Origin of the sequence: Pseudomonas sp. X4 (assembly GCF_040784925.1) — a bacterium.
In the GTDB taxonomy this organism is placed as follows: domain Bacteria; phylum Pseudomonadota; class Gammaproteobacteria; order Pseudomonadales; family Pseudomonadaceae; genus Aquipseudomonas; species Aquipseudomonas putida_Z.
Genome location: NZ_CP160798.1, coordinates 737,823 through 761,416, shown reverse-complemented (window position 1 = coordinate 761,416; position 23,594 = coordinate 737,823). Strand labels below are relative to the sequence as shown.

Below are 23,594 nucleotides of genomic sequence, written 5' to 3'. Positions count from 1 at the left end.
GCGGTTAAGTAATTGAGAATAAAAGGATCTGTCCCGGCTATCGTGATTTGAGTGGCGGGCCTTCCTTGGGGATACTGGGTACCTTGAAACAGCGAGCCGAAACCGTGACCAGCCTGTACAGCCTTGCCCATCTGCGTGATTTACCGGCGGCCACCTGGGATGCCCTGGTGCCAGCCGGCCAACCGTTCCTGCGCCATGCGTTTCTCAGCGCCATGGAGGACAGCGGCAGCGTCGCGCGCAACACCGGCTGGGCCGCCGAGCACCTGGTGCTGGAACGTGACGGGCAGGTACGGGCGCTGCTGCCGGCGTACCGCAAATGGCACTCGTTTGGCGAGTACGTGTTCGACCATGGCTGGGCCGATGCCTGTGAGCGGGCCGGCATTGCCTACTACCCCAAGCTGCTCGGTGCCGTGCCGTTCAGCCCGGTCAGCGGCCCGCGCCTGCTCGCCGCCGACCCAGCTGATGGCCTGCTGGTACTGCAGGCGTTACCGGAGTACCTGGGCAAGGGCGGGCTGTCTGGTGCGCACATCAATTTCACCGAGCCGGCGCTGGACGAACAGCTGGCCGGCCAGCCGGGCTGGATGGAGCGCCTGGGCTGCCAGTTTCATTGGCGCAACCACGGCTACCGTGACTTCCAGGATTTTCTCGACAGCCTGAGTTCGCGCAAGCGCAAGCAGATGCGCAAGGAGCGTGAACAGGTGGCCGGGCACGGTATTGAATTCCGCTGGTACCGTGGGGGTGAACTGGATGAGGCGCAGTGGGATTTCGTCTACCGCTGCTACGCCAATACCTACGCGGTGCGCCGCCGTGCGCCCTACCTGACACGCGAGTTCTTCAGCCTGCTGGCCGAGCGCATGCCCGAGGCCTTGCGCGTGGTGATGGCGCGGCAGGGTGGTCGTGATGTGGCCATGGCCCTGAGCCTGGTGGGGGGCGACAGCCTGTTTGGCCGCTACTGGGGCTGCCTGGACGAATTCGACCGGCTGCATTTCGAAACCTGTTTCTACCAGGGCATGGACTTTGCCATCGCCGAAGGGCTGCAGCGTTTCGATGCCGGGGCGCAGGGGGAGCACAAGCTGATTCGCGGCTTCGAGCCGGTGCTGACGCGGTCGTGGCACTACCTGCTGCACCCGGGGCTGCGGCGGGCGGTGGAGGATTTTCTGGCGCAGGAGCGAGAAGGGGTACGGGCCTATGCCGAGGAGGCCAGGGGGATGTTGCCCTATCGCCGGGACTGATCCATTCATATTGCCTGTGCCGGCCCTTTCGCGGGTGAACCCGCTCCCACAGGTACTGCACAGACCGTGAAATTTGTGCGGTCCCTGTGGGAGCGGGTTTACCCGCGAAGAGGCCAGTACAGGAGTCAGTCGACCCCGACAAACCCCCCGGTCTGGTGATGCCACAACCGGGCATACAAGCCTTGCTGCTCCAGCAGTTCACTGTGGCTGCCACTCTCGACAATCCGCCCCTTGTCCAGCACCACCAGCCGGTCCATCCGCGCAATGGTGGAAAGCCGGTGGGCAATGGCGATCACTGTCTTGCCCTGCATCAGCGTCTCCAGGCTTTCCTGGATCGCTGCCTCCACCTCCGAGTCCAGCGCCGAAGTGGCCTCGTCCATGATCAGGATCGGTGCATTCTTCAACAACACCCGGGCAATCGCGATGCGCTGGCGCTGACCGCCCGACAGCTTGACTCCGCGCTCGCCCACATGGGCATCGAAACCGGTGCGCCCCTGGGCGTCCGACAACTGCGGGATGAACTCGTCGGCGCGGGCCCGGCGCACCGCTTCATGCAGCGCCGCCTCGCTGGCACCGGGGCGACCATACAGCAGGTTGTCGCGGATCGAGCGGTGCAGCAGCGAGGTGTCCTGGGTGATCATGCCGATCTGCGCGCGCAGGCTGGCCTGGCTCACTTCGGCAATGTCCTGGCCGTCGATGAGGATGCGCCCGCCCTGCACGTCATAAAGCCTCAGCAACAGGTTGACCAGGGTCGATTTGCCTGCCCCGGACGGGCCGATCAGGCCGATCTTCTCGCCCGGGCGGATGTCCAGGTCGAGCCCTTCGATCACGTTGGCGGCCTTGCCGTAATGGAAGTCCACGTCATCGAAACGCACCGCACCGCGGCTTACCTTGAGCGCCGGTGCGTTGGGCCGGTCGGTGACGGTGACCGGCTGGGCGATGGTCTGCAGGCCGTCCTGGACCATGCCGATGTTCTCGAAGATGCCGTTGACCACCCACATGATCCAGCCCGACATGTTGACGATGCGGATCACCAGGCCGGTGGCCAGGGCGATGGCGCCGACGGTGATCAGTGACTGGCTCCACAGCCACAGCGCCAGGCCGGTGGTGGCGACCACCAGCAGGCCATTGAGGGTGGTGATGACCACATCCATGCTGGTGACCACGCGTGCGGCCAGCTGGGTTTTCTCTGTCTGCTCGCGGATCGCTTCGCGGGCGTACTGCTGTTCGAAGTCGGTGTGGGCGAACAGCTTGAGGGTGGCGATGTTGGTGTAGCCGTCGACGATGCGCCCCATCAGCTTGGAGCGGGCGTCGGAGGAGATCACCGAACGCTCCTTCACCCGGGGGACGAAGTAGAACAGCGCGGCGATGTAGCCGGCGATCCACAACAGCAGCGGCAGCATCAGGCGCCAGTCGGCCTCGGCGAACAGCACCAGCGAGGTGATGGCGTAGATCAGCACATGCCATAGCGCATCCACCGCCTGCACCGCAGAGTCGCGCAGCGAGTTGCCGGTCTGCATGATGCGCTGGGCGATGCGCCCGGCGAAGTCGCTCTGGAAGAAGTTCAGGCTCTGCTTGAGCACATAGGTGTGGTTCTGCCAGCGGATCAGGCTGGTCATGCCGGGGTTGATGGTCTGGTGCACCAGCAGGTCGTGCAGGCCGAAGAATACCGGCCGCAGCAGCAGGATCACCACCAGCATCCAGATCAGCTCGCCGCTGTGTTCGCTGAAGAAACTGGCATTGGGCGTGCCCTGGGCCAGGTCGATGATGCGGCTGAGGTAGCTGAACATCGCCACCTCGATCAGCGAGGCGACCAGGCCCACCACCAGCAGGGCGACAAAGCTCGGCCACACCTGGCGCAGGTAGTAGAGGTAGAACGGCCACACCTGGCCGGGTGGCGACTCGCTGGGTGCGTCGCGGAAGATGTCGATCAGTTGCTCGAAACGGCGGTACAGCATGGGTGACAAGACTCCTGTGCTACCCGACCCCGGAAGGTTTCACATCCCTGTGAAACCTGCGGTCAGTCGATGCGTTTGGCGGACTTGATGAACACCGGGTCTGCCGGGACATCGCGCATGCCTTTCTTGATGGTAGTTGGCGAGTTGACGATCTGGTCGACCACCTCCATGCCCTTGGTGACCTTGCCGAACACCGCGTAGCCACGGTCGCGGCCCGGGTTGAGGAAGTCGTTGTCGGCAACGTTGATGAAGAACTGGCTGGTGGCCGAGTTCGGGTCGGAAGTGCGCGCCATCGACAGCGTGCCGCGGGTATTCTGCAGGCCGTTGCTGGCCTCGTTCTGGATCGGGTCACGGGTCTGCTTCTGTACCATCTGCTCGGTGAAACCACCGCCCTGGACCATGAAGCCCGGAATTACCCGGTGGAAGATGGTGTTGTTGTAGAAGCCGCTGTCGACGTACTCGAGGAAGTTCTTGGTACTGACCGGCGCCTTCTCGGCATTCAGTTCGATTTCGACCTGGCCGAAGCTGGTGTCCAGCAGTACGTGCGGGGTCTTGTCGGAGGCCATGACGCTGGTGGCGAAGGCGACCGAGCAGGCGGTGAGCAGGAGTTTTTTCAGCATGGGCTCAAAGATCCTTGAGAGGTGGAAGCGGCTGCAAGGAACTGCAGCAGGGTCTGGTTGAAGACCTTGGGTTGGTCGAGGGGTGTAGCGTGCCGGGAATCGTCGATGACCACCAGCCTGGCGTGGGGCATCAGGGCGACGTAGCGTTTTTTCAGTTGTATCGGGGTGTAATCGTGGTCGGCGGCGATCACCAGGGTAGGACAGTGGATCTGCCCGATGCGTTCCTGCACGCCCCAGTCGACGATGGCGTCGAAACTCTTGAGGTAGGCGCGCTTGTCGTTGCGTGCCCAGCGCTGGGCCATCTTGTGCCGCAGTTCGGCCTGCTGCGGTTTGGGGAACAGCCGCTCGGCCAGGCCCTTGCCGACGGTTTCGACACTGAGCAGGCGCGCCAGGCCCCAGCGCTTGAGCCACCATGCCCAGTCACTGCGGGTGCGGCGCTTGACCTCGGGGGCGCTGTTGACGATGCACAGGCTGCGCAGCCACTGCGGGTGATCGACGGCGAACTGGAAGCCGACCATGCCACCCATGGACAGGCCGACGAAGTGCACCGGGCCGGTGTGCAGGTGTTCGAGCAGGGCCAGCAGGTCGGCACTGAAGGTGGCGATCTGGTAACCGTCGCGTGGCTTGTCGGAGCGGCCGTGGCCACGGATGTCCATGAGGATTACCCGGTAGTGGCGGCTGAGCACCGGTACCTGCAGCTCCCAGTCCTGGCAGCTGGAGCCCAGGCCATGCAGCAATACCAGGGGTTCGCCCTGGCCATATTCCTCGTAATGCAGTGCGCATCCTTCGTGTTCGAAATAGGCCATGGGCGCGGTCCTCTCAGGCTTGTGGGGGGGCTGCGAAGGGCACGTCCAGTGGCGCGGTGTCGAAATTGCGCAGCAGGTCGATGAGAATCTGCGTAGCCGGGCCCAAGGTCTTCTCTTTGCTCGAATAAAGGTAGAACAGTGGGTGGCGGCTGCCACCCTGATCCAGCGGCAACGGCTTGAGCACGCCTTCGCGCAGCTCGCGCTCGATCATGTGGCGGGGCAGCCAGGCAAAGCCCAGGCCACTGCTGACGAAGGTAGCGGCGGTGCCCAGGCTACCGACGGTCCAGCGTTGCTCGGCACCCAGCCAGCCGACATCGCGCGGCTGGGCGCGGCCGGAGTCGCGGATTACCACCTGCAACTGGCTTTCCAGGTCCTGGAAGGTCAGTTCGCGGCCCAGGCGGTGCAGGCTGTGTTCGGGGTGGGCGACGGCGACGAACTCCACCGCGCTCAGTTCGGCGCCCAGGTAGCCGCCGATGCTGTAGCTGCTGATGGCCAGGTCGGCGATGCCTTCGTGCATCACTTCCTCGACGCCAGACAGCACTTCTTCACGCAGGCGCACCCGGCAGCCACGGCTCTGCGGCATGAACGCGGCCAGGGCGCGTACCAGGCGGGCACTGGGGTAGGCGGCATCGACCACCAGGCGTACCTCGGCCTCCCAGCCCTGTTCCATGTGGTGGGCAAGGTCTTCGAGCTGGCTGGCCTGCTTGACCAGGTGGCGCGAACGGCGCAGCAGGACATTGCCGGCCTCGGTGAGCACCGCCTTGCGGCCGTCGATGCGCAGCAGCGGCACACCCAGTTGCTCCTGCATGCGGGCCACGGTGTAGCTGACCGATGACTGCGAGCGGTGCAGTGCCTCGGCGGCCTGGGCAAACCCACCGTGATCGACCACTGCCTGCAGGGTTCGCCACTGGTCAAGGGTTACGCGCGGCGCTTTCATCTTTCGCTCCTGTTGTCCTAAGCTGCGCTCTTTCAAGGAGAGCGGCCCATGAAGAAATGTTGTGCGGCAATACTGATGTGCCTGCCCCTCGGGGCCATGGCTTATCCCATCGACGTTGAGAAGGAACTGACCGGGGTAAAGCTCGACTACACCGCCTATGACACGGCCTATGACATTGGCGCCATCACCCTCAACAACTATGGGCAGGTACCGGCCGCGTGCAAGGTGACTTTCCGCAATGGCCCCGAGGCACCACGGGTGCGACGGGTGAACGTACCGGCCGGTAAAAGCGTCGATGTCACTGCCAAGTTCAACCGGCAGATCATCAAATTACGGATCGCCTTGAACTGCAGTGCAGAATAAACTGATAAATCGATAGATTGAACCCACTTTTTACGCTTTTTTATCGATAGGTCAAGCCGTAATCTCACCTCCATCGAATCGCAACCCTTTTTGCCGATGGAGGCCCCCCATGTCCCGCGTACTGATCATCGAAAGCAGCGCCCGCCAGCAGGATTCCGTTTCCCGTCAGCTGACCCATGATTTCATCCAGCAGTGGCAGGCCGCCCACCCGGCCGATCAGATCAGTGTGCGCGACCTGGCCGTGAACCCGGTGCCGCACCTGGACGCCAACCTGCTGGGTGGCTGGATGAAGCCCGAAGAACAGCGCAGTGCTGCCGAACTGGACGCCTTGGCCCGCTCCAACGAACTGACCGATGAGCTGCTCGCCGCCGACGTGCTGGTGATGGCTGCGCCGATGTACAACTTCACCATCCCCAGCACCCTGAAGGCCTGGCTGGACCACGTGCTGCGTGCCGGCATCACCTTCAAGTACACCCCCACCGGCCCGCAGGGCTTGCTGACCGGCAAGCGCGCCATCGTCCTGACTGCCCGTGGCGGCATCCACGCCGGCGCCACCAGCGACCATCAGGAACCGTACCTGCGCCAGGTAATGGCCTTCATCGGCATTCACGATGTCGACTTCATCCATGCCGAAGGCCTGAACATGAGCCCTGACTTCCACGAGAAGGGCGTCAACCAGGCCAAGGCCAAGCTGGCGGCGGTGGCCTGAGGCTTAGCGAATTCCCAACCCTGACACCTGTTGTTGCTCCTTTGGGTGTACCTGCCCGGCCTGCATGGCCGGGCTTTTTTATGTTTCTGCACAATGCAGTCTGCTCTTGCTCTGTGTGGGAGCGGCCTTGTGTCGCGAAAGGGCTGCAAAGCAGCCCTGGCAATATGTGCTGCTGTGCTGAGATCCCGGGGGCGCTTCGCACCCCTTTCGCGACACAAGGCCGCTCCCACAAAGACCGCGTGTGCCGTCACCCCCACATTCCTCATGGTTGAACTCATTCCCCGCAACCCGCTAAGGTCGCGGCCTTGATCCACGAGAGGCAACCATGGGCTACCTGATTATCGTCGCGCTGATCCAGGCGTTTTCCTTCAGCCTGATCGGCGAGTACCTGGCCGGGCATGTCGACAGCTACTTTGCCGTGCTCGCGCGCGTGGTGCTGGCTGGCCTGGTGTTCCTGCCGCTGACCCGCTGGCGCCAGGTCGAGCCGCGCTTCATGCGCTCGATGCTGCTGATCGGCGCGCTGCAGTACGGCATCACCTATGTCTGCCTGTACCTGAGCTTTCGCGTGCTCACCGTGCCGGAGGTGCTGCTGTTCACCATTCTCACGCCGTTGCACGTGACGCTGATCGAAGACGCCATGAACCGGCGCTTCAACCCGTGGGCGCTGCTGGCAGCGCTGGTGGCGGTGGCCGGCGCGGCGGTGATCCGCTTCGACACCATCAGCGGCGAGTTCTTCATCGGCTTCCTGCTGCTGCAACTGGCCAACTTCACCTACGCCGCCGGCCAGGTGCTGTACCGCCACCTGGTTGCACGCCACCCCAGCGACCTGCCGCACTACAAGCGCTTTGGCTACTTCTACCTGGGCGCGTTGATCGTGGTATTGCCGGCCTTCCTGCTGTTTGGCAACGCCCAGCACCTGCCGACCACCGATGTGCAGTGGCTGGTGCTGCTGTTCCTGGGCCTGTGCCCGACGGCGCTGGGGCTGTACTGGTGGAACAAGGGCGCCTGCATGGTTTCGGGCGGGACGCTGGCGGTGATGAACAACCTGCATGTGCCGGTAGGGTTGCTGCTCAATTTGCTGATCTGGAACCAGGACGAGCCATTGGGCAGGCTGTTCATCGGCGCGGCGGTGATCCTGGCGTCGGTGTGGATGAGCCGCCTGGGTACCCTGACGTTATCAAGCAAGCCATGGCGCAGCCAGCTATGACGCGTTCGTTACTGAACCCAAATCCCGCCGGTACCTACCCGATAATCCGGAAAACAAAATCGGGAGACCGGCGTGAAGCTAGAAACGCGAAGTATCGAATTTGTCCCACACGCCGAGCGTTATGGCACGCCTAAACGATTGTTCACCATCTGGTTCAGCTCCAATTTCCAGATAACCGCCCTGATGGTCGGCACCCTGGGCGCTGCCTCGGGGCTAAGTCTGGGCTGGACCTTGCTGGGCCTGTTGGTCGGCAACCTGATCGGCACCGTGTTCATGGCCGCGCATTCTGCCCAGGGGCCTCACCTGGGCGTGCCACAGATGATCCAGAGCCGAGCCCAGTTCGGTGTCCATGGTGCCGCGCTCCCTCTGCTGGTGATGGTCACGGCCGCAGTCCTGTTCCTCGCCGCCAGCGGCGTGCTGATGCGCAATGCCCTGCAGGCGCTGGTGCCCATGAGCGATGACCAGGCCATCGTGGTGGTCGGCTTGCTGACCTTTGTCATCGGCTTTGTCGGCTACGAGCTGATCCACCGCCTGGGCGCGTGGATGAGCCTGTTGTCCACACTGGTTTTTGCCGGCGCCCTGGTGTTGATCCTGCTGCACCCCGGCGACATGGCAACCACGACGGCAGTGAGTACCGGCTTCTCGTTCACCGCCTTCAACCTGATCGTGGCCCAGTCGGCCTCCTGGACGCTGGGGTATGGCCCCTATGTAGCCGATTACTCGCGTTACCTGCCGGCCAACGTCAACCCACGCGCCACGTTCTGGGCCACCTATTGCGGTTGCGCGCTGGGCTCCTTCGCCATGATGGCGCTCGGCGCGCTGGTGGCGGTGGAATTGCCCTCGGCACTGGGGCATGACCCGGCCACAGCCATTGCCGCGTTGTTCGGCCCGTGGGCGCCGCTGGCGCTGGCAGTGATTGCACTGGGGGTGATCCAGTACAACGTCCTGTGCCTGTACAGCGCCTACATGTCGTCGGTCACGATCTTTGGCGCCTTCAAGACCATCCGGCGCGTAACCGCGACGGCCAAGGCCTTGGTGATGGCTGGGCTGACCGCAGCGGCAACGGTGATCGCCATCGCCACCCAATACAATTTCGATACGTTCTTTGCCGACATCCTGATCGGCCAGCTGTACCTGTTGATCCCATGGAGCGCGATCAACCTGGTGGATTACTACTGGGTATGCCGAGGCCACTATGATGTGGGGGCGCTGTATGACTCCAAGGGGCGTTATGGCTGCTTCAATCGTCGAAGCCTGGCGGTGTACGCCGTGTCGATCATCGGTACCATCCCGTTCATGAAACTGTCGTTCTACACGGGGTTCGTGGCCGAGTGGCTGGGGGCGGATATCAGTTGGGCGATGGGGTTGATCCTGGCCGGTGCGCTGTATTGCATGGTCCATGGGCGCGAGAGCAACCGGCTTTCGACAACCATGAATGCGCACCCCTGACTTGGCTTTGACACAGAAAGGGGCCGCGTTGCGGCCCATCGCCGGCAAGCCAGCTCCCACAGGTACTGCGCACGTCTCGAATTTTGCGCGGAGCCTGTGGGAGCTGGCTTGCCGGCGATGTGCTGCGAAGCAGCCGGCAATATCAAGCTGACTTGATCGGAGAATCCCTGAGGGTTAAAAAATCAGATTTTGCCCCTTTCTTGTAGGGCATTTCCCAAAGATACTGCCACCCATTGTGGTGTTCTGAGTTGACCTCTAGTCTCGGCTAGTCGTTGCGATCCAACGACCGGCTTTGACAGGCCGACTCAAATTACAATCCTCAGCTTTGCCTTCAATGGCGGCTGTGCGTGGGGCGCCTTCGGGTGCGCCGGGTTTCTCAATTTGACCGGTCTGTCAACCCGTGCACAGCTGCCACCCTTTGTTTGACAGCAAATGGCGGTAGTCCCCAACTACAAATTGAGGGTTACACCATGCTGAAGATAGTCCCCGATCCACCCTGCAACCTCCACTCCCTGGAAGACACGCTGCTGATGGCCGCGGATTACGCGCTATGCGCCGAAGCCGTTGCTCAGCAAGCGGTTTTGATGCAACCGAGATCACCCGTCTCGGTATTGATGATGGCGTCAATGCACGAGCTGGAGACCCTCCGCAAGTTGCTTGAATCAGCGCTGGCTCAGGTCCAAAAACCAGCAGATCCGCAGACGCTGCATTAATCCGCATCATGATTCGCCTGGGGCTGCCTCTGTGGGAGCCCGGCTTGCCGGCGATAGGGCCAGCCCAGGCACTAGAGATTTCGGGGGAGATTGAACGATGTCTACAGAAGAAACCAAATTCACCGTCGGCAAAACCACCTTCTACCAAGGTGAAAACCAGACCCATCCGCTATTCCGTATCGAGGCCGGCATCCCTTGCCAGAGCGCCCGCGAACAAGCTTCGGAGCTGATGGGCTACGCGCGAGACATGACCCTGGACGGCTTGATGGAAGACAAACCCCAGCTAATCTGGGCTTCGCACTACCTCTGTGCCTTGGCCAAGGCGCTCATGGATGATGCTGAACTGGGCATGATGAAAACCCCTTGAACCACTCTCAGGCGTAATGCCAGTCAGTCAAACAATTTGGGGCCGCTTTGCGGCCCATCGCCGGCAAGCCAGCTCCCACAGGTACTGCACATGTCTCGAATTTTGCGCGGAGTCTGTGGGAGCTGGCTTGCCGGCGATGGGCTGCGAAGCAGCCCCGGCAATATCAAGCCTCGCTCATGTCTTCCAGCCGACGCGGCACAGGCTCTTGCGATACACGCCCGCTCAACCCCGCCCGCATGTCGTTGCCACTCGGCTGCTGATACAGGCTCAAGCCAAACTCCGGCAACACCGCCAGCAGATAATCGAAGATATCCCCCTGAATCCGCTCGTACTCAGCCCACGCCGTGGTGGTGGTAAAGCAGTAGATCTCCAGCGGTACACCCTCGGCGGTGGTCTGCATTTGCCGCACCATGCAGGTCATGTTCGGGTGCACGTTGGGGTGGTTCTTCAGGTAGGCCAGGGCAAACGCGCGGAAGGTGCCGATGTTGGTCAGCTTGCGGCGGTTGGCAGACAGCTCGGCCACCGGCCCCAGGGCTTCGTTCCAGCTTTGCAGTTCCTGGCGCTTGCCCGCCAGGTAATCGCGCAGAAGGCTGACCTGGGTGAGGCGCTGTTCTTCCTCGCGAGTCAGGAACCGCACGCCGGCCGCATCGATGAACAGGCTGCGCTTGATGCGCCGGCCACCGGACTGCTGCATGCCGCGGTAGTTGCGGAACGACTCGCTCATCAGGCGCCAGGTGGGGATGGAGACGATGGTCTTGTCGAAGTTCTGCACCTTCACCGTGTGCAGGGTGATGTCCACCACGTCGCCATCGGCACCCACCTGGGGCATTTCGATCCAGTCGCCCACGTGCAGCATGTCGTTGCTGGTCAGCTGCACGCTGGCGACGAACGACAGCAGGGTGTCCTTGTACACCAACAGCAGCACCGCCGACATGGCACCCAGGCCCGACAGTAGCAACAGCGGCGAGCGGTCGATCAGGGTGGCGACGATGACGATGGAGGCGAAGATCCACAGCATCATCTTGGCCAGTTGCACGTAACCCTTGATCGAGCGGGTGCGGGCGTGTTCGGTGCGGGCATAGATGTCGAGCAGGGCATCCAGCAGGCACGACAGCGCCATGGTCATGAACAGCAGGGTAAAGGCCAGGGCGACATTGCCGAGGAAGTGCTGGGCGGTGTCGGACAGCTCGGGCACCAGTTTCAGGCCGAACTGCAGCACCAGTGACGGCGTGGTCTGTGCCAGGCGGTGGAACACCTTGTTGTTGCGCAGGTCGTCCAGCCATTTCAGCGCTGGCTGGCGGGCCAGCAGGCGGGCGCCGTGCAGCACCAGGAAGCGTGCCAGGCGGCCGATGACCAGGGAAATGAGCAGCAGCACCGCCAGGCCAATGGCCGCGTGCAGCATCGGATGTTGGTCAAGGGTGCCCCACAGGTCGAGGGAGTCACGCCAGATTCGTTGGATATCCATGGGCTTGCGTACAGTCTTGTTGCCAAACGAAGCGCCATTAGAGCGCGGATGGCGACAAAGTTGCCAAAAGAAATTCGGCTAAGGCGGCAGAAAACGTTACCCTATGCAACTGAATTTTCCGCACTTGCCTGAGGTTACCTCCGTGTTCTCCCAATTCGCCCTGCACGAACGCCTGCTTAAAGCCGTGGCCGAGCTTAACTTTGTCGAGCCAACCCCGGTGCAGGCCGCGGCCATCCCCCTGGCCCTGCAAGGGCGTGACCTGCGCGTGACCGCGCAGACCGGCAGCGGCAAGACCGCGGCCTTCGTGCTGCCGCTGCTCAACCGCCTGGTCGACCTGCGCGAACGCCGCGTCGAGATCCGTGCGCTGATCCTGCTGCCGACCCGTGAACTGGCCCAGCAGACCCTCAAGCAGGTACAGCTGTTCTCGCAGTTCACCTACATCAAGTCGGGCCTGGTTACCGGCGGTGAAGACTTCAAGGAACAGGCCGCCATGCTGCGCAAGGTACCGGATGTGCTGATCGGCACCCCGGGCCGCCTGCTCGAGCAGCTCAATGCCGGCAACCTCGACCTGTCCCACGTGCAGGTGCTGATCCTCGACGAAGCCGACCGCATGCTCGACATGGGCTTTGCCGAAGACATGGAGCGCCTGTGCAAGGAGTGCGAGAACCGCCAGCAGACCCTGCTGTTCTCCGCCACCACCGGTGGTGCGGCCCTGCGCGACATCATCGGCAAGGTGCTGAAAGACCCAGAGCACCTGATGCTCAACAGCGTCTCGCAGCTGGCCGAAGGCACCCGCCAGCAGATCATCACCGCTGACCACGACCAGCACAAAGAGCAGATCGTGCAGTGGCTGCTGGCCAACGAAACCTTCGACAAGGCGATCATCTTCACCAACACCCGCGCCCTGGCCGACCGCATCTACGGCCACCTGGTGGCCAAGGACGTGAAGGCCTTCGTGCTGCACGGCGAGAAGGACCAGAAGGACCGCAAGCTGGCCCTGGACCGCTTCAAGCAGGGCAGCTCCAAGGTGCTGGTGGCTACCGACGTTGCGGCCCGCGGCCTGGACATCGACGGCCTGGACCTGGTGATCAACTTCGACATGCCGCGCAGCGGTGACGAGTACGTGCACCGCGTGGGCCGTACCGGCCGTGCCGGTGGCGAAGGCCTGGCGATCTCGCTGATCACCCACAACGACTGGAACCTGATGTCGAGCATCGAGCGCTACCTCAAGCAGCAGTTCGAGCGCCGGGTGATCAAGGAAGTGAAGGGCACCTACAACGGGCCGAAGAAGGTCAAGGCCTCGGGCAAGGCGGCTGGCAGCAAGAAGAAAAAGGTCGAGAAGAAGACCGGTGACAAGAAGGCGGCCGCCAAGCGCAAGCCAACCGCCAAGCCGAAGGCCAATGCACCGCTGGCCAGCGCCGACGGCCTGGCGCCGCTGAAGAAGCGCAAGCCTGCGGCTGAGTAACGCTCGGTAACGGTGTTAGCTTCTTCGCGGGTGAACCCGCTCCCACAGCGACCCCACAGGCTTCCAGGTCTGTGCAATCCCTGTGGGAGCGGGTTTACCCGCGAAGAGGCCAGCACAGGCGACTACTATTCAGCCTTTTTCTCCGCCTCTTTCAACTCCTTGATCCGCTTGTCGATCAGCTGACACTTGTCGGGCAAATCCTTGCTCGCCGTCCCAAGCTCCATCCCTTGAAGCTCGTCATTGATCTCCTTGGCCTTCTGCGGGTTCTGCTCGGTCAACTGGGTGACCAACCCGGCCAGCTCTTCGCGTTTCTGCGTTGCTTCTTCCGGTGTGCAGGCCCAGGCGGGCACGGCGCAGAACAGGGCAGTGGCGCAGGCAATGGGCAGCAACAGTTTCATCCTTCCTACCTCCGGCGGTGGTGATGCCCGGTGGAGGCATGTGCCTGGCCGTTAGTTCAGCGCCTTCGACCGGTGGCACTTCATGGTCAGCCTGTCCCAGTTGGGCATCTGACCTAGCCTCGATTCCGATGTCCTCGCCTGGTTCAAAGAGCAGGGTAGCGGCTACCAGACCCGGATCAACCAGTTGCTGCGCCAGTACATGCAAGCGCAACAACGCCAGCGCTGAGATATTTCGGAACGCCGGGCAACCTCGACAGGTCCCAACCTGTGTACCCCTTCCGTCCACAGCAGGAGCCCGTAGCCATGAGCATCGCCTACGACTGGGACCTGATCGAGCGTTTGCTGCACGAGGTGCAGAACGGCGCCGGTCACAGCTTCACGCCACGCCCCTATGCCGAGCAGCACGCTGCGGCACTGGCTGCCAAGGGGGAGCCGGTGGGCGACCTGGACCACCTGAAAACCCGTGCCTGCGAGTACGAAAGGCTGTTGTTCGAGCGTGGTTTCATCGAAACCCGGCCCGAAGAGGATGGCGGCAATGGCGAGAACTTCGTGCTGACCGAGCGCGGTTCGCGGCTGATGAGCCTGATCGACAGCAGCATTCCCGGCTTCGAGCACCCGCGCCAGGTGCTGGACGAGCAGGAGGATGCGCTGGACGAAACCACCTTCGAGCAGGTGTCGGCGAAGGCACAGATCGCCTGAGGTCGTTTTGAGGCTGGCAAGGGCGGCCATGGAAACCCGATAATCGGTAGTTCCTGAACACTGCCGAGCCCTTGCCCATGCCAATGACCACCACAGAGGCCCGCCTATGAGCGCGGTCCGCAAGAACCCCGACGCCTTTGCCTTCCAGGTGATGCTGGGGCTGTGCCTGATCTGGGGTTGCCAGCAGGTATTGATCAAGACTGCCGCCATCGATATCGCGCCGGTGATGCAGGCGGCCCTGCGCAACGGCATCGCCGCCGTGCTGGTGGGCCTGATGCTGTGCTGGCGCGGGGGCTGGGAGCAGGTCGGCAGCACCTGGCGTGCCGGGGTGGTGGCGGGCGGGCTGTTCGGCCTGGAGTTCCTGTTCATTGCCGAGGGGCTGAAGCTGACCTCGGCGGCGCACATGTCGGTGTTCCTCTATACCGCGCCGGTGTTTACCGCATTGGGCCTGCATTTCAGGTTGCCCAGCGAACGCCTGCGGCTGCTGCAATGGCTGGGGATCCTGCTGGCCTTCGGCGGCATTGCCATGGCGTTTGCCGGCGGCATGTCGTTCGAGCACATGGATGGCCGCACCCTGCTGGGGGATGCCTTTGGCGTGATCGCCGGGCTGGCCTGGGGAGCGACCACGGTGGTGGTGCGTTGCTCGCGGCTGTCGGAAGCACCGGCGACCCTGACCCTGTTCTATCAGCTGGCGGTGGGCTTTGCCGGGTTGCTGCTGATTGCCTTGCTCAGCGGCCAGATCGGCGCGGTCACGCTGACGCCGCTGGCGATGGGCAGCGTGCTGTTCCAGGGGATTGTGGTGTCGTTCATCAGCTACCTGACCTGGTTCTGGTTGCTGCGCAAATACCTGGCGTCGAACCTGGCAGTGTTCTCGTTCATCACCCCGCTGTTCGGGGTGACCTTCGGCGTGTTGTTGCTGGATGAGCCGCTGAGCCTGAACTTTGTGGTTGGCGCGTTGATGGTGCTGCTGGGGGTGGTCCTGGTGAGTGCCGAGCCTTGGGTGAAGCAGCAGTTGCGTAAGTTTGTGGGGTGAGTTTTAGCCTGTTACGGCCTCTTCGCGGGTAAACCCGCTCCCACAGGGGCCGCACAATCTTCAAGGCCTGTGCAGTACCTGTGGGAGCGGGCGAGCCCGCGAAGAGGCCGGCACAGGCAGCTACGATTCAGGATGCTGCCTTGGCCTGACAGGCGCTGCCCTGCTGTGCAGAGCTGCCAAGCAGCACCAGCCCCCCAGCCACCACCAACCCACCCGCAGCCACCATCAGCGCCGGCTGCAGCCCGCCGCTGTAATGGCTGCTGACCGCCGCCAGCAATGGCCCACTCAACTGCCCCAGGGCAAAGCAGGCCGTCAGCAGCCCGGCATTGCGCTGCGTGGCATGCGGCGCCAACTCCCGCGAACGTTGCATCACCAGCTGCATGCAGGCCAGGAACGGCCCACCACACAGCACCACGCCCAACGCCAGCCCGACACCCCCGCCCATCAGGCAGGCCAGTACACCCAGCCCCTGCAGCCACAGGGTGGCAGTGAGCCAGGCCGAGGTGCGGCCGCCACGCCGCAGGCTCACCAGCAGCACCCCCAGCGCCGCCGCCAGGCCGAACGCCGGCCAGAACAGGTCGGCCAGCCACTGCCCGTGGAACTGCTGGTTGGCGATTTGCGACAGGAAGGTGGCCGGCAGGATGTAACCCACGCCATACAGCGCATACACCAGCCCCAGGCGGCCGATGCCGACACTGCGCGCCGGGCCCTGGCGTGCAGCCGACGGCACCGGCGCCGCTTGCAGCGCCCTTGGCAGCCAAGGCCGGACCGCCAGCAGCATCACCAGCGCGGCCACGGCATAGATCAGCCACAGTGCTGCCGAGCCCAGCCCCCACAAATGCGCCACCAGCGCCAGCAAACCCGTCAGCGCGATGCCCAGGCCGGGCCCCGCGAACACCAGGGCACCCAGGCGCTGGCGGTTGTTTGCATTGGCCACCTGTTGGCTGAGGCTGGTGATCATCACCAACACCCAGGCGCTGGCCACGCCGGTGCCGAAGCGCAGCAGCAGGTGGCTCCAGAACCCGTCTGCGGCCCATGAGGCCAGGGTCAGCAGCACGCACAGCCACAGCCCACCGTGCAGGCGCAGGCGCACCTGGCCCGGCGAGCGGGCGAACATGGCATCGACCGCGCCGATGAAGTAACCCAGGTAGTTGGCCGCTGCCACCAGCCCGGCGACCGTCAGGTCGAACTGGCCTTCGGCGATCAGTTGCGGCAGCTGCGGGGTCAGGGCGAAACGGCCGATGCCCATGGCCATCATCAGCGCCACGGCGCTGGCCAGCAGTTGAATGAGTGGCGACATGACGAGTCTCCTGCACGGATGTAAGCGATGGCTGGCAGGTTAGGGCGGTTTCTTTTTCAATAAAATTGAATAATGATGATCAAGTTGTTCTGTTTTGGAGAATGCCATGGAATTCAGCCAACTGCGTATCTTCCAGGCCGTGGCCGAGGAAGGTTCGGTCACCCGTGCCGCAGAGCGCCTGCATCGGGTGCCGTCGAACCTGTCGACGCGCTTGCGCCAGCTCGAGGAGCAACTGGGTGTCGAGCTGTTCCTGCGCGAACGCCAGCGCCTGCAGCTGTCGCCGGCGGGCAAGGTGCTGCTGGATTACGCCAACCGCATGTCAGCCTTGCGCGACGAGGCGCTGGCCGCCGTGCGGGGCGGCCAACCGGCCGGGGACTTTGTGCTGGGGACCATGTACAGCACGGCGGCCACCCATTTGCCGGGGTTGCTGGCGCGTTATCACCAGGCCTACCCGGCGGTTAACCTGCAGGTGCGTGCGGCGCCCAGTGGCGAGCTGCTGGAAGGCCTGCTCAACCACACCTTGGACGCGGCCCTGGTGGACGGGCCACCGAGCCTGGCCGGGCTGGATGGCGTGCCGCTGTGCGATGAGCAACTGGTGCTGATCACCAGCCCCGAGCACCCGGCGGTGCTGACTGCCAAGGACGTGGCGGGCAAGGCGGTGTTCACCTTCCGCCAGGGCTGCTCGTACCGCATGCGCCTGGAGGCCTGGTATGCCCATGCCCATACGCCCATGGGCCGGGTGATGGAAATCGAGTCGTACCAGAGCATGCTGGCCTGCGTGATCGCCGGCGCGGGTGTGGCGATGATGGCCAGGTCGATGCTCGACAGCCTGCCCGGGCGCGACCGGGTGCGGGTGCACCAGTTGCAGGCGCCGTTCGATCAGGCGGTCACCTGGTTGATGTGGCGCCAGGGCATGCGTGGGGCAAATTTGCAGGCCTGGATCGACCTGCAACAAAGCGAAACGATTAACCAGTCGTCGGAATGCGCCGTTACGGCTTGATCCGTATCAAAATGGCCCGTATCTGTAGGTTTAGAGGCATGCGTAATACAGGACATAGGGCTATGATCTGTATGAAACATCGCAGGATTGAATTGCCGTGAGGCTGACCCGTCAAGGGGGCATTATGAATAAACCACTGTCCAACTGGCTCCACGACCTGGCTGTCGCCTTGGGGCTGATTCCACCACCCTTGCAGCCGGTGCCGATCCCGACTGATGAAGAGCAGCGCAAACGCCAACCGCGTCGTCGCTGATACAGACAAAGGCCGCTGCACCTGGGTGGGTGCAGCGGCCTTTTTGTGTCTGCCAGTTGTGTGTTGCCTGTACCGGCCTCTTCGCGGGTAAACCCGCTCCCACAGGTACCCCACAGCACTCGAGGCCTGTGATATTCCTGTGGGAGCGGGTTTACCCGCGAAAGGGCCTGTACAGGCAGCCGCGATCTATCAGGCCAGCTTCACCGCCGCCACCGATTTACGCGACATCAGGCTGACCACCACAAAGCTCACCAGACCAACCGCCAGGCTGTAGTAGATCGGCGTATTGGCCTCCAGCCCATCCTTGAACATGAACAGCAGCGCGGTGGCAAAGCCCAGCGACATGCTGGCGATAGCCCCGGCGGTGGTAGCGCGCTTCCAGAAGATCGCGCCGATCAGCGGGATCAGCATGCCGCCGACCAGCAGGTTGTAGGCCAGGGTCAGGGCATTGATCACATCGTTCACCACCAGGGCGATGCCCAGCACCACCAGGCCGGTGAGCAGGGTGAACAGGCGGCTGACGCCCAGGCTCGACGCCTTGCCGCCACGCAGCTTGGGCAGCAGGTCTTCGGTCAGGGTGGTCGACGCAGCCAGCAGGCCGGCGCTGGCGGTGGACATCATGGCGGCCAGCGCCGCTGCCATCAGCAGGCCACGGATGCCATCGGGCAGGGTGGTCTTGATCATCTCGGCAAAGGCATTGTTCGGGTTGGCCAGGTCGGGCATCAGCACATGCGCGGCCATGCCGATCGCGGCGCAGGCCAGGCCGTACAGTACGCAGTACACACCGGCGGTGGTGCCGGCGCGCTGGCAGACCTTCTCGTCACGGGCAGTGAACACCCGCTGCCAGATGTCCTGGCCGATGAGGATGCCGAAGAAGTAGATCAGGAAGTAGGTGATGATGGTGTCCCAGCCAATGGTGGTCAGCTGGAAGCTGGCCGCCGGCAGCTTGGCCACCAGGGTGTCCCAGCCACCGGCCTTGTACAGGCACACTGGCAGCAGGATGAACATCAGGCCGACGGTCTTGATCACGAACTGGACGATGTCGGTCAGGGTGAGCGACCACATGCCGCCAATGGTCGAGTACAGCACCACCACACCACCGCCCAGCAGCAGCGAGGCCCAGAACGGCAGGTCGAGCAGCACCTGCAATACGGTGGCCATGGCCAGGGTCGAGGTGACGCCGATCATCAGTGCGTAGGCCAGCATGATCACGGCGCTGGCCTGGCGTGCGGCTGGGTTGTAGCGCTGCTCCAGCACCTGGGTCACGGTGAAGATGCGCAGGCGCAGCAAGGGCTTGGCGAGGAACAGGTTGAGGGCGATGATGCCCAGGCCCAGGGCTGCGCACAGCCAGAAGCCGGAGATGCCGTGGACGTAGCCCAGGCGCACGGTGCCGACGGTGGACGCGCCACCGAGCACGGTGGTGGCCATGGTACCCATGTACAGGACCGGGCCGAGGTTGCGCCCGGCCACCAGGTAGTCCTCGTGGGTTTTCGCGCGCCGCATGCCATACCAGCCAAGCCCGAGCATGCCGGCGGTATAGATCATTACAACAATGATGTCCAAGGCCATTGGGGGTCTCCCGATTATCTTTATTATGGCGAGATCGACCACGCGGGCGGGTTCACGGCGCCCGGCGGTCTTGTCGTGTTGTTGGCGGGCCTCAATGGCCCTCCCATATGGCTCCTGCCGGGGTACTTTCTAGAGGCTTGCACTAGTCCCCTGTGGGAGCGGGCGTGCCCGCGAAAGGGCGCAGCCCTTGCCATGCACGGGGGTTGTCAGTGCTGGCCCCTTCGCGGGCTTGCCCGCTCCCACAGGGAACGGTGTTGCTCTCGTTTAGCGGCGCACTACGCCTGGTAGCACGCAGAGCATCTCGAACAGCAGGTTGGCGCCGAGCAGCGAGGTGTTGCCGGTGGTGTCGTAAGGCGGGGAGACTTCGACAAGGTCACAGCCGATCAGGTCCAGGCCGTGGCAGCCGCGAATGATCTCCATCGCCTGGATGGTGGTCAAGCCGCCGATTTCCGGGGTGCCAGTACCAGGCGCCCAGGCCGGGTCGATGCCGTCGATGTCGAACGACAGGTACACCGGGCCACCGCCGACCTTTTCGCGCACTTCGGCCATCAGCGGTTCCAGCGACTTGTGCCAGCACTCTTCGGCCTGGACCACACGGAAGCCCTGGCGGCGGCTCCAGTTGAAGTCATCGGCGGTGTAGCCCTGGGCGCGCAGGCCGATCTGCACCACGCGCTCGCAATCGAGCAGGCCTTCTTCCACGGCGCGGCGGAAGGTGGTGCCGTGGGCGATCTTCTCGCCGAACATGTGGTCGTTGACGTCGGCGTGGGCATCGATGTGCACCAGGCCGATCTTGCCGTGTTTCTTGTGCAGCGCGCGCAGGATCGGCAGGGTGATGGTGTGGTCGCCACCCAGGGTCAGCGGGATGATGTTGTGCTCAAGGACCTCGTCATACGCTTCTTCGATGATGCGCACGGCGTCCAGCAGGTTGAAGGTGTTGATCGCCACGTCACCGATGTCGGCCACCGACAGCGAGTCGAACGGTGCAGCCCCGGTGGCCATGTTGTACGGGCGGATCATCACCGATTCGGCACGGATCTGACGCGGGCCGAAGCGGGTGCCGGAGCGCAGCGAGGTACCGATGTCCAGTGGCACGCCGATGAAGGCGGCGTCCAGGCCTTGGGCACTTTGCAGGTGGGGGAGACGGAGCATGGTGGCGATGCCGCCGAAACGCGGCATTTCGTTGCCGCCCAGTGGTTGGTGGAGGATCTTGTCCACGGTGGGCCTCATCAGTCGGTCGATTGTTCTGTTTGTTCGAACCTGTGCCGCCGCGCGCCTTCCAGGTGTGGTCTTGCCGGCGGGCAGGGACATTTCGGCCAAGTCTGCTGAAGGTAGTGCCGGGGAAAAATCGCTACCGGCAAATACTTAGTTCAGGAATTTCTGAACTAAAGGCCGGCAGAGCGGTTAGACTGCGCGCAAACACCCTTGCGGAACCGTTGCACCATGGCCTCGACCTTGCCCGACCTGAAACTGCTGCGCATCTTCGTCAGCGTGGTGCGCCACCAGGGCTTTGCCAATGCCCAGCGCGAGCTGAACCTGTCGACTTCGGCCATCAGCACCTACATGAGCCAGCTGGAAGGTGCCCTGGGCATCGTACTGTGCCACCGCGGCCGTGGCGGCTTCAGCCTGACCAGCAAGGGCGAGCTGTTCCACCAGGAAACCCTGCGCCTGCTGGCCGAGCTGGACGGTTTCGAACAGTACGCCGCCGCCCTCAAGGGCGAGTTGCGCGGCACCCTCAACCTGGGGGTGATCGACTCCACGGTCGGTGACCAGGCCTTGCCGCTGGCCGAGGCCATCGGCGCCTACAGCCAGGAACACCCGGCGGTGCACCTGCACCTGTCGGTGTCCAGCCCTTACGAGCTGCAACTGGGCGTGCAGGACAACCGCCTGGACCTGGCGATCGGGGCGTTTTCCTCGCGCATGAGCGGGCTGCTCTATCAGCCGCTGTACCGTGAGCAGCACTGGCTGTACTGCAGTAGCCGCCACCCGTTGTATGCCGAACGGCGTATCCCCGAGCAGGTGGTGACCCAGCAGCGCATGGTCGGGCGTGGCTACTGGAGCCAGGCCGAACTGGCCCGGCATGGCTTCAAGCACAGCGCGGCGACGGTGGAGAGCATGGAGGCGCAGTTGATCCTGATTCTCTCCGGGGCCTACATCGGCTACCTGCCCGAGCACTATGCCCAGGCCTGGGTCGACAAGGGCGACTTGCGCGTGCTGTCGCCGTCCACCTTTGGCTACCAGGCACCATTCTCGCTGATCATTCGCCGCGGGCGCAGCCGCGAACCGTTGATCCAGACTTTCCGCGACCTGCTGAAAAGCCAGCTCAACGTGGGTTGAAGTCCGGCACATGCTGTATTTCGTCGGCCCCCGTTAAATTGTTGGTGCCGCTGACCGACAACATAATGGCGCCCTGCTATATATCAAATCAGTGTGTGCTGCTGTCTACCTCCCTTTCATCCTGCAAGGATTGCCCAAGATGCGCATGAATTTGCCCGTCACTGAGCACGAAAGAACCTTTCCCAACGATCAGCGCCTGATTTCCACCACCGACCTCAACAGCCGCATCACCTACTGCAACGACGCTTTCGTGGCGATCAGCGGGTTCACCTACGACGAGCTGGTCGGCCAACCCCACAACCTGGTGCGCCATCCGGACATGCCTCCGGCCGTGTTCGGCCACATGTGGGAAACCATCAAACAAGGCAAACCGTGGATGGGCGTAGTCAAGAACCGGGCGAAGAACGGTGATTACTACTGGGTCAGCGCCTATGTCACGGCCGTCTACGAGCAGGGCCGCATCAGTGGCTACGAGTCGGTGCGCTCGGTGCCCACCCGTGAGCAGATCCGCCGCGCCGAGGCGTTGTACGCGCGCTTGCGGGCTGGCCGCGCGCCGGTGCCGTGGGCGGCCCGTCTGGGGCATGGCCTGGGTCACGGTTGGCCATTGATCGGTGCGGGCCTGCTGTCGGCGGCGGGCTACCTGTGGCTACCGCCCTACGCGGCGCTCGGGGTGCTGATGGCCAGCCTGCTGCTGGCCTGGTATCTGGTCGAGCACCGGCAGAACCAGGCCATCCGCCGCACGCTGGCCGAGCACCCCAAGGCCTTCACCAGCCCGCTGGTGGCACTGACCTACAGCGACAACCCAGGCCTGCAAGGCCAGCTGGATCTTGCCATCATCAGCGAGGAAGCACGCCTGCAAACGGCCTTGACCCGCCTGGTGGATGCCGGGGTCGGGGTGAAGTCGCGGGCGGCGCAGTCGTCCGACTTGTCCGATGCCCAGGCACAGATGCTCGACCGCCAGCGCAACGAGACCGACCAGTCCGCCGCCGCCATCGCGCAGATGGCGGCGACCATTCAGCAGGTTACCCATAACGTGCAGAGCACGGCGCACGCAGCGGGCGATGCCGACCAGCTGGCGCAGCAGGGCAGCGAGCTGGCCATGCAGAGCCTGCAAGCCATGGGCAGCATGAGCAATGCGGTCAACGACATCGGCCAGGCCGTCAATGCCCTGGCCGAGCAGACCCAGTCGATCGGCAGCGTGGTCGATGTGATTACCTCAATCGCCGAGCAGACCAACCTGCTGGCGCTCAACGCGGCGATCGAGGCGGCGCGTGCCGGCGAACAGGGGCGCGGGTTTGCCGTGGTGGCGGATGAAGTGCGATCGCTGGCCCAGCGCACCCGTGCCTCGACCGAGGAGATCCACCAGATCATCGCCTCGTTGCGCGCCGGGGCAGAGCGCGCGGTGAGCACCGCCAGCCGTGGCGAGCAGATCTCTCGGGACAGCGTGCACAGTGTCGAGGCGGTGCAGGCAGCGTTGAGCGGGATTGCCCAGGCGGTCAGCCGCATCACCGGCATGAGCCAGCAGATGGCGACGGCGTCGGAGCAGCAGAGCCATGTGGCCGAGGACATCAACCAGCAGATCGTGCGCATAGCCCACCTGTGCGATCAGAGTGCCGGGCAGGCCAGGCAAGGCGCGGAAATCAGCCAGGACCTGGAGCGCATGGCGGAGTACCTGCATAGCCTGGCGGAGCGGTTCAATCGTTGAGATTGCCGGGGC

23 protein-coding genes and 1 pseudogene are annotated in these 23,594 nt (G+C 63.6%); 15 read left to right on the top strand and 9 right to left on the bottom strand.

Going from position 1 to position 23,594, the window contains the following annotated elements:
• The first annotated feature begins 104 nt into the window (after positions 1 to 104).
• Positions 105 to 1,232, top strand: a complete 1,128-nt coding sequence (locus ABX298_RS03355) for a GNAT family N-acetyltransferase (protein ID WP_085691709.1) — start codon at positions 105 to 107, stop codon at positions 1,230 to 1,232.
• Positions 1,233 to 1,357: 125 nt separating this feature from the next.
• Here ABX298_RS03355 and ABX298_RS03350 read toward each other — a convergent pair whose 3' ends face one another.
• The 4 genes from ABX298_RS03350 to ABX298_RS03335 all read right to left on the bottom strand — a co-directional run bounded on the left by ABX298_RS03350 (position 1,358) and on the right by ABX298_RS03335 (position 5,553).
• Entirely contained in the window at positions 1,358 to 3,190 is a 1,833-nt protein-coding gene (locus ABX298_RS03350) for an ABC transporter ATP-binding protein (RefSeq protein ID WP_075045990.1), read from the bottom strand.
• A gap of 62 nt (positions 3,191 to 3,252) precedes the next feature.
• The gene (locus tag ABX298_RS03345; RefSeq protein WP_354317083.1) at positions 3,253 to 3,810 is read right to left on the bottom strand and encodes a peptidylprolyl isomerase; all 558 of its coding nucleotides are present in this window, start codon (positions 3,808 to 3,810) and stop codon (positions 3,253 to 3,255) included.
• Positions 3,804 to 4,616 carry an alpha/beta fold hydrolase gene (locus ABX298_RS03340; protein WP_367394071.1) on the bottom strand — a complete coding sequence of 271 codons (813 nt, stop codon included), beginning with the start codon at positions 4,614 to 4,616 and terminating at the stop codon, positions 3,804 to 3,806. Before ABX298_RS03340 ends, ABX298_RS03345 begins: the two co-directional genes overlap by 7 nt.
• Before the next feature lie 13 nt (positions 4,617 to 4,629).
• A complete protein-coding gene (locus tag ABX298_RS03335; RefSeq protein ID WP_012273620.1) occupies positions 4,630 to 5,553 on the bottom strand; it encodes a LysR family transcriptional regulator in 924 nt (307 codons plus the stop codon).
• A gap of 48 nt (positions 5,554 to 5,601) precedes the next feature.
• Here ABX298_RS03335 and ABX298_RS03330 point away from each other — a divergent pair, with 48 nt between their 5' ends.
• From ABX298_RS03330 to ABX298_RS03305, 6 genes are all read left to right on the top strand, one after another.
• On the top strand, positions 5,602 to 5,916 hold the full coding sequence (locus ABX298_RS03330; RefSeq protein WP_012051530.1) for a hypothetical protein: 315 nt from the start codon (positions 5,602 to 5,604) through the stop codon (positions 5,914 to 5,916).
• Positions 5,917 to 6,025: 109 nt separating this feature from the next.
• Complete coding sequence (locus tag ABX298_RS03325) at positions 6,026 to 6,625, top strand: FMN-dependent NADH-azoreductase (protein ID WP_075045988.1); 600 nt, start codon at positions 6,026 to 6,028, stop codon at positions 6,623 to 6,625.
• A gap of 325 nt (positions 6,626 to 6,950) precedes the next feature.
• Positions 6,951 to 7,832, top strand: a complete 882-nt coding sequence (locus tag ABX298_RS03320) for a carboxylate/amino acid/amine transporter (RefSeq protein WP_085589145.1) — start codon at positions 6,951 to 6,953, stop codon at positions 7,830 to 7,832.
• Between the two features lie 72 nt (positions 7,833 to 7,904).
• A complete protein-coding gene (locus ABX298_RS03315) occupies positions 7,905 to 9,281 on the top strand; it encodes a cytosine permease (RefSeq protein WP_085704976.1) in 1,377 nt (458 codons plus the stop codon).
• A gap of 470 nt (positions 9,282 to 9,751) precedes the next feature.
• Positions 9,752 to 9,994 carry a hypothetical protein gene (locus ABX298_RS03310; protein WP_075045986.1) on the top strand — a complete coding sequence of 81 codons (243 nt, stop codon included), beginning with the start codon at positions 9,752 to 9,754 and terminating at the stop codon, positions 9,992 to 9,994.
• A 97-nt stretch (positions 9,995 to 10,091) separates the two neighbouring features.
• Positions 10,092 to 10,361: a DUF3077 domain-containing protein gene (locus ABX298_RS03305; protein WP_019471426.1), complete on the top strand. Its 270-nt coding sequence runs from the start codon at positions 10,092 to 10,094 to the stop codon at positions 10,359 to 10,361.
• 163 nt (positions 10,362 to 10,524) lie between these two features.
• Here the strand turns inward: ABX298_RS03305 and ABX298_RS03300 are convergent, their stop codons facing one another.
• Positions 10,525 to 11,826 carry a mechanosensitive ion channel family protein gene (locus ABX298_RS03300; protein WP_075045985.1) on the bottom strand — a complete coding sequence of 434 codons (1,302 nt, stop codon included), beginning with the start codon at positions 11,824 to 11,826 and terminating at the stop codon, positions 10,525 to 10,527.
• 103 nt (positions 11,827 to 11,929) lie between these two features.
• On the opposite strand from ABX298_RS03300, the gene ABX298_RS03295 reads away from it, so the two are divergent.
• The gene (locus tag ABX298_RS03295; RefSeq protein ID WP_039612590.1) at positions 11,930 to 13,291 is read left to right on the top strand and encodes a DEAD/DEAH box helicase; all 1,362 of its coding nucleotides are present in this window, start codon (positions 11,930 to 11,932) and stop codon (positions 13,289 to 13,291) included.
• A 125-nt stretch (positions 13,292 to 13,416) separates the two neighbouring features.
• On the opposite strand, the gene ABX298_RS03290 is transcribed toward ABX298_RS03295, so the two are convergent.
• Positions 13,417 to 13,689: a hypothetical protein gene (locus ABX298_RS03290; RefSeq protein WP_075045984.1), complete on the bottom strand. Its 273-nt coding sequence runs from the start codon at positions 13,687 to 13,689 to the stop codon at positions 13,417 to 13,419.
• A gap of 118 nt (positions 13,690 to 13,807) precedes the next feature.
• On the opposite strand from ABX298_RS03290, the pseudogene ABX298_RS03285 reads away from it, so the two are divergent.
• The 3 genes and pseudogenes from ABX298_RS03285 to ABX298_RS03275 form a co-directional block, all read left to right on the top strand.
• Positions 13,808 to 13,915, top strand: a pseudogene (locus ABX298_RS03285) (BrnA antitoxin family protein); the annotation flags it as partial.
• A gap of 77 nt (positions 13,916 to 13,992) precedes the next feature.
• Positions 13,993 to 14,388, top strand: coding sequence for a hypothetical protein (locus ABX298_RS03280; RefSeq protein ID WP_013973698.1), 396 nt, complete (start codon positions 13,993 to 13,995; stop codon positions 14,386 to 14,388).
• A gap of 106 nt (positions 14,389 to 14,494) precedes the next feature.
• The gene (locus tag ABX298_RS03275) at positions 14,495 to 15,421 is read left to right on the top strand and encodes a DMT family transporter (protein ID WP_075045983.1); all 927 of its coding nucleotides are present in this window, start codon (positions 14,495 to 14,497) and stop codon (positions 15,419 to 15,421) included.
• A gap of 127 nt (positions 15,422 to 15,548) precedes the next feature.
• On the opposite strand, the gene ABX298_RS03270 is transcribed toward ABX298_RS03275, so the two are convergent.
• The gene (locus tag ABX298_RS03270) at positions 15,549 to 16,721 is read right to left on the bottom strand and encodes an MFS transporter (protein WP_367394070.1); all 1,173 of its coding nucleotides are present in this window, start codon (positions 16,719 to 16,721) and stop codon (positions 15,549 to 15,551) included.
• 106 nt (positions 16,722 to 16,827) lie between these two features.
• On the opposite strand from ABX298_RS03270, the gene ABX298_RS03265 reads away from it, so the two are divergent.
• Both ABX298_RS03265 and ABX298_RS03260 read left to right on the top strand, forming a co-directional pair.
• Positions 16,828 to 17,721 (top strand): LysR family transcriptional regulator, encoded by an 894-nt coding sequence (locus tag ABX298_RS03265; protein WP_075045981.1) that lies wholly within the window; start codon positions 16,828 to 16,830, stop codon positions 17,719 to 17,721.
• 124 nt (positions 17,722 to 17,845) lie between these two features.
• Positions 17,846 to 17,974, top strand: a complete 129-nt coding sequence (locus ABX298_RS03260) for a PA1414 family protein (RefSeq protein WP_009683677.1) — start codon at positions 17,846 to 17,848, stop codon at positions 17,972 to 17,974.
• A gap of 189 nt (positions 17,975 to 18,163) precedes the next feature.
• Here ABX298_RS03260 and ABX298_RS03255 read toward each other — a convergent pair whose 3' ends face one another.
• Both ABX298_RS03255 and speB read right to left on the bottom strand, forming a co-directional pair.
• Positions 18,164 to 19,543 carry a sodium:solute symporter gene (locus ABX298_RS03255; RefSeq protein ID WP_025340155.1) on the bottom strand — a complete coding sequence of 460 codons (1,380 nt, stop codon included), beginning with the start codon at positions 19,541 to 19,543 and terminating at the stop codon, positions 18,164 to 18,166.
• Between the two features lie 264 nt (positions 19,544 to 19,807).
• Positions 19,808 to 20,758: an agmatinase gene (gene speB, locus ABX298_RS03250; protein WP_025340154.1), complete on the bottom strand. Its 951-nt coding sequence runs from the start codon at positions 20,756 to 20,758 to the stop codon at positions 19,808 to 19,810.
• A 225-nt stretch (positions 20,759 to 20,983) separates the two neighbouring features.
• On the opposite strand from speB, the gene ABX298_RS03245 reads away from it, so the two are divergent.
• Both ABX298_RS03245 and ABX298_RS03240 read left to right on the top strand, forming a co-directional pair.
• Positions 20,984 to 21,877: a LysR family transcriptional regulator gene (locus tag ABX298_RS03245; protein ID WP_025340153.1), complete on the top strand. Its 894-nt coding sequence runs from the start codon at positions 20,984 to 20,986 to the stop codon at positions 21,875 to 21,877.
• A 139-nt stretch (positions 21,878 to 22,016) separates the two neighbouring features.
• Positions 22,017 to 23,582, top strand: a complete 1,566-nt coding sequence (locus tag ABX298_RS03240; protein WP_317409062.1) for a PAS domain-containing methyl-accepting chemotaxis protein — start codon at positions 22,017 to 22,019, stop codon at positions 23,580 to 23,582.
• Positions 23,583 to 23,594 lie beyond the last annotated feature (12 nt).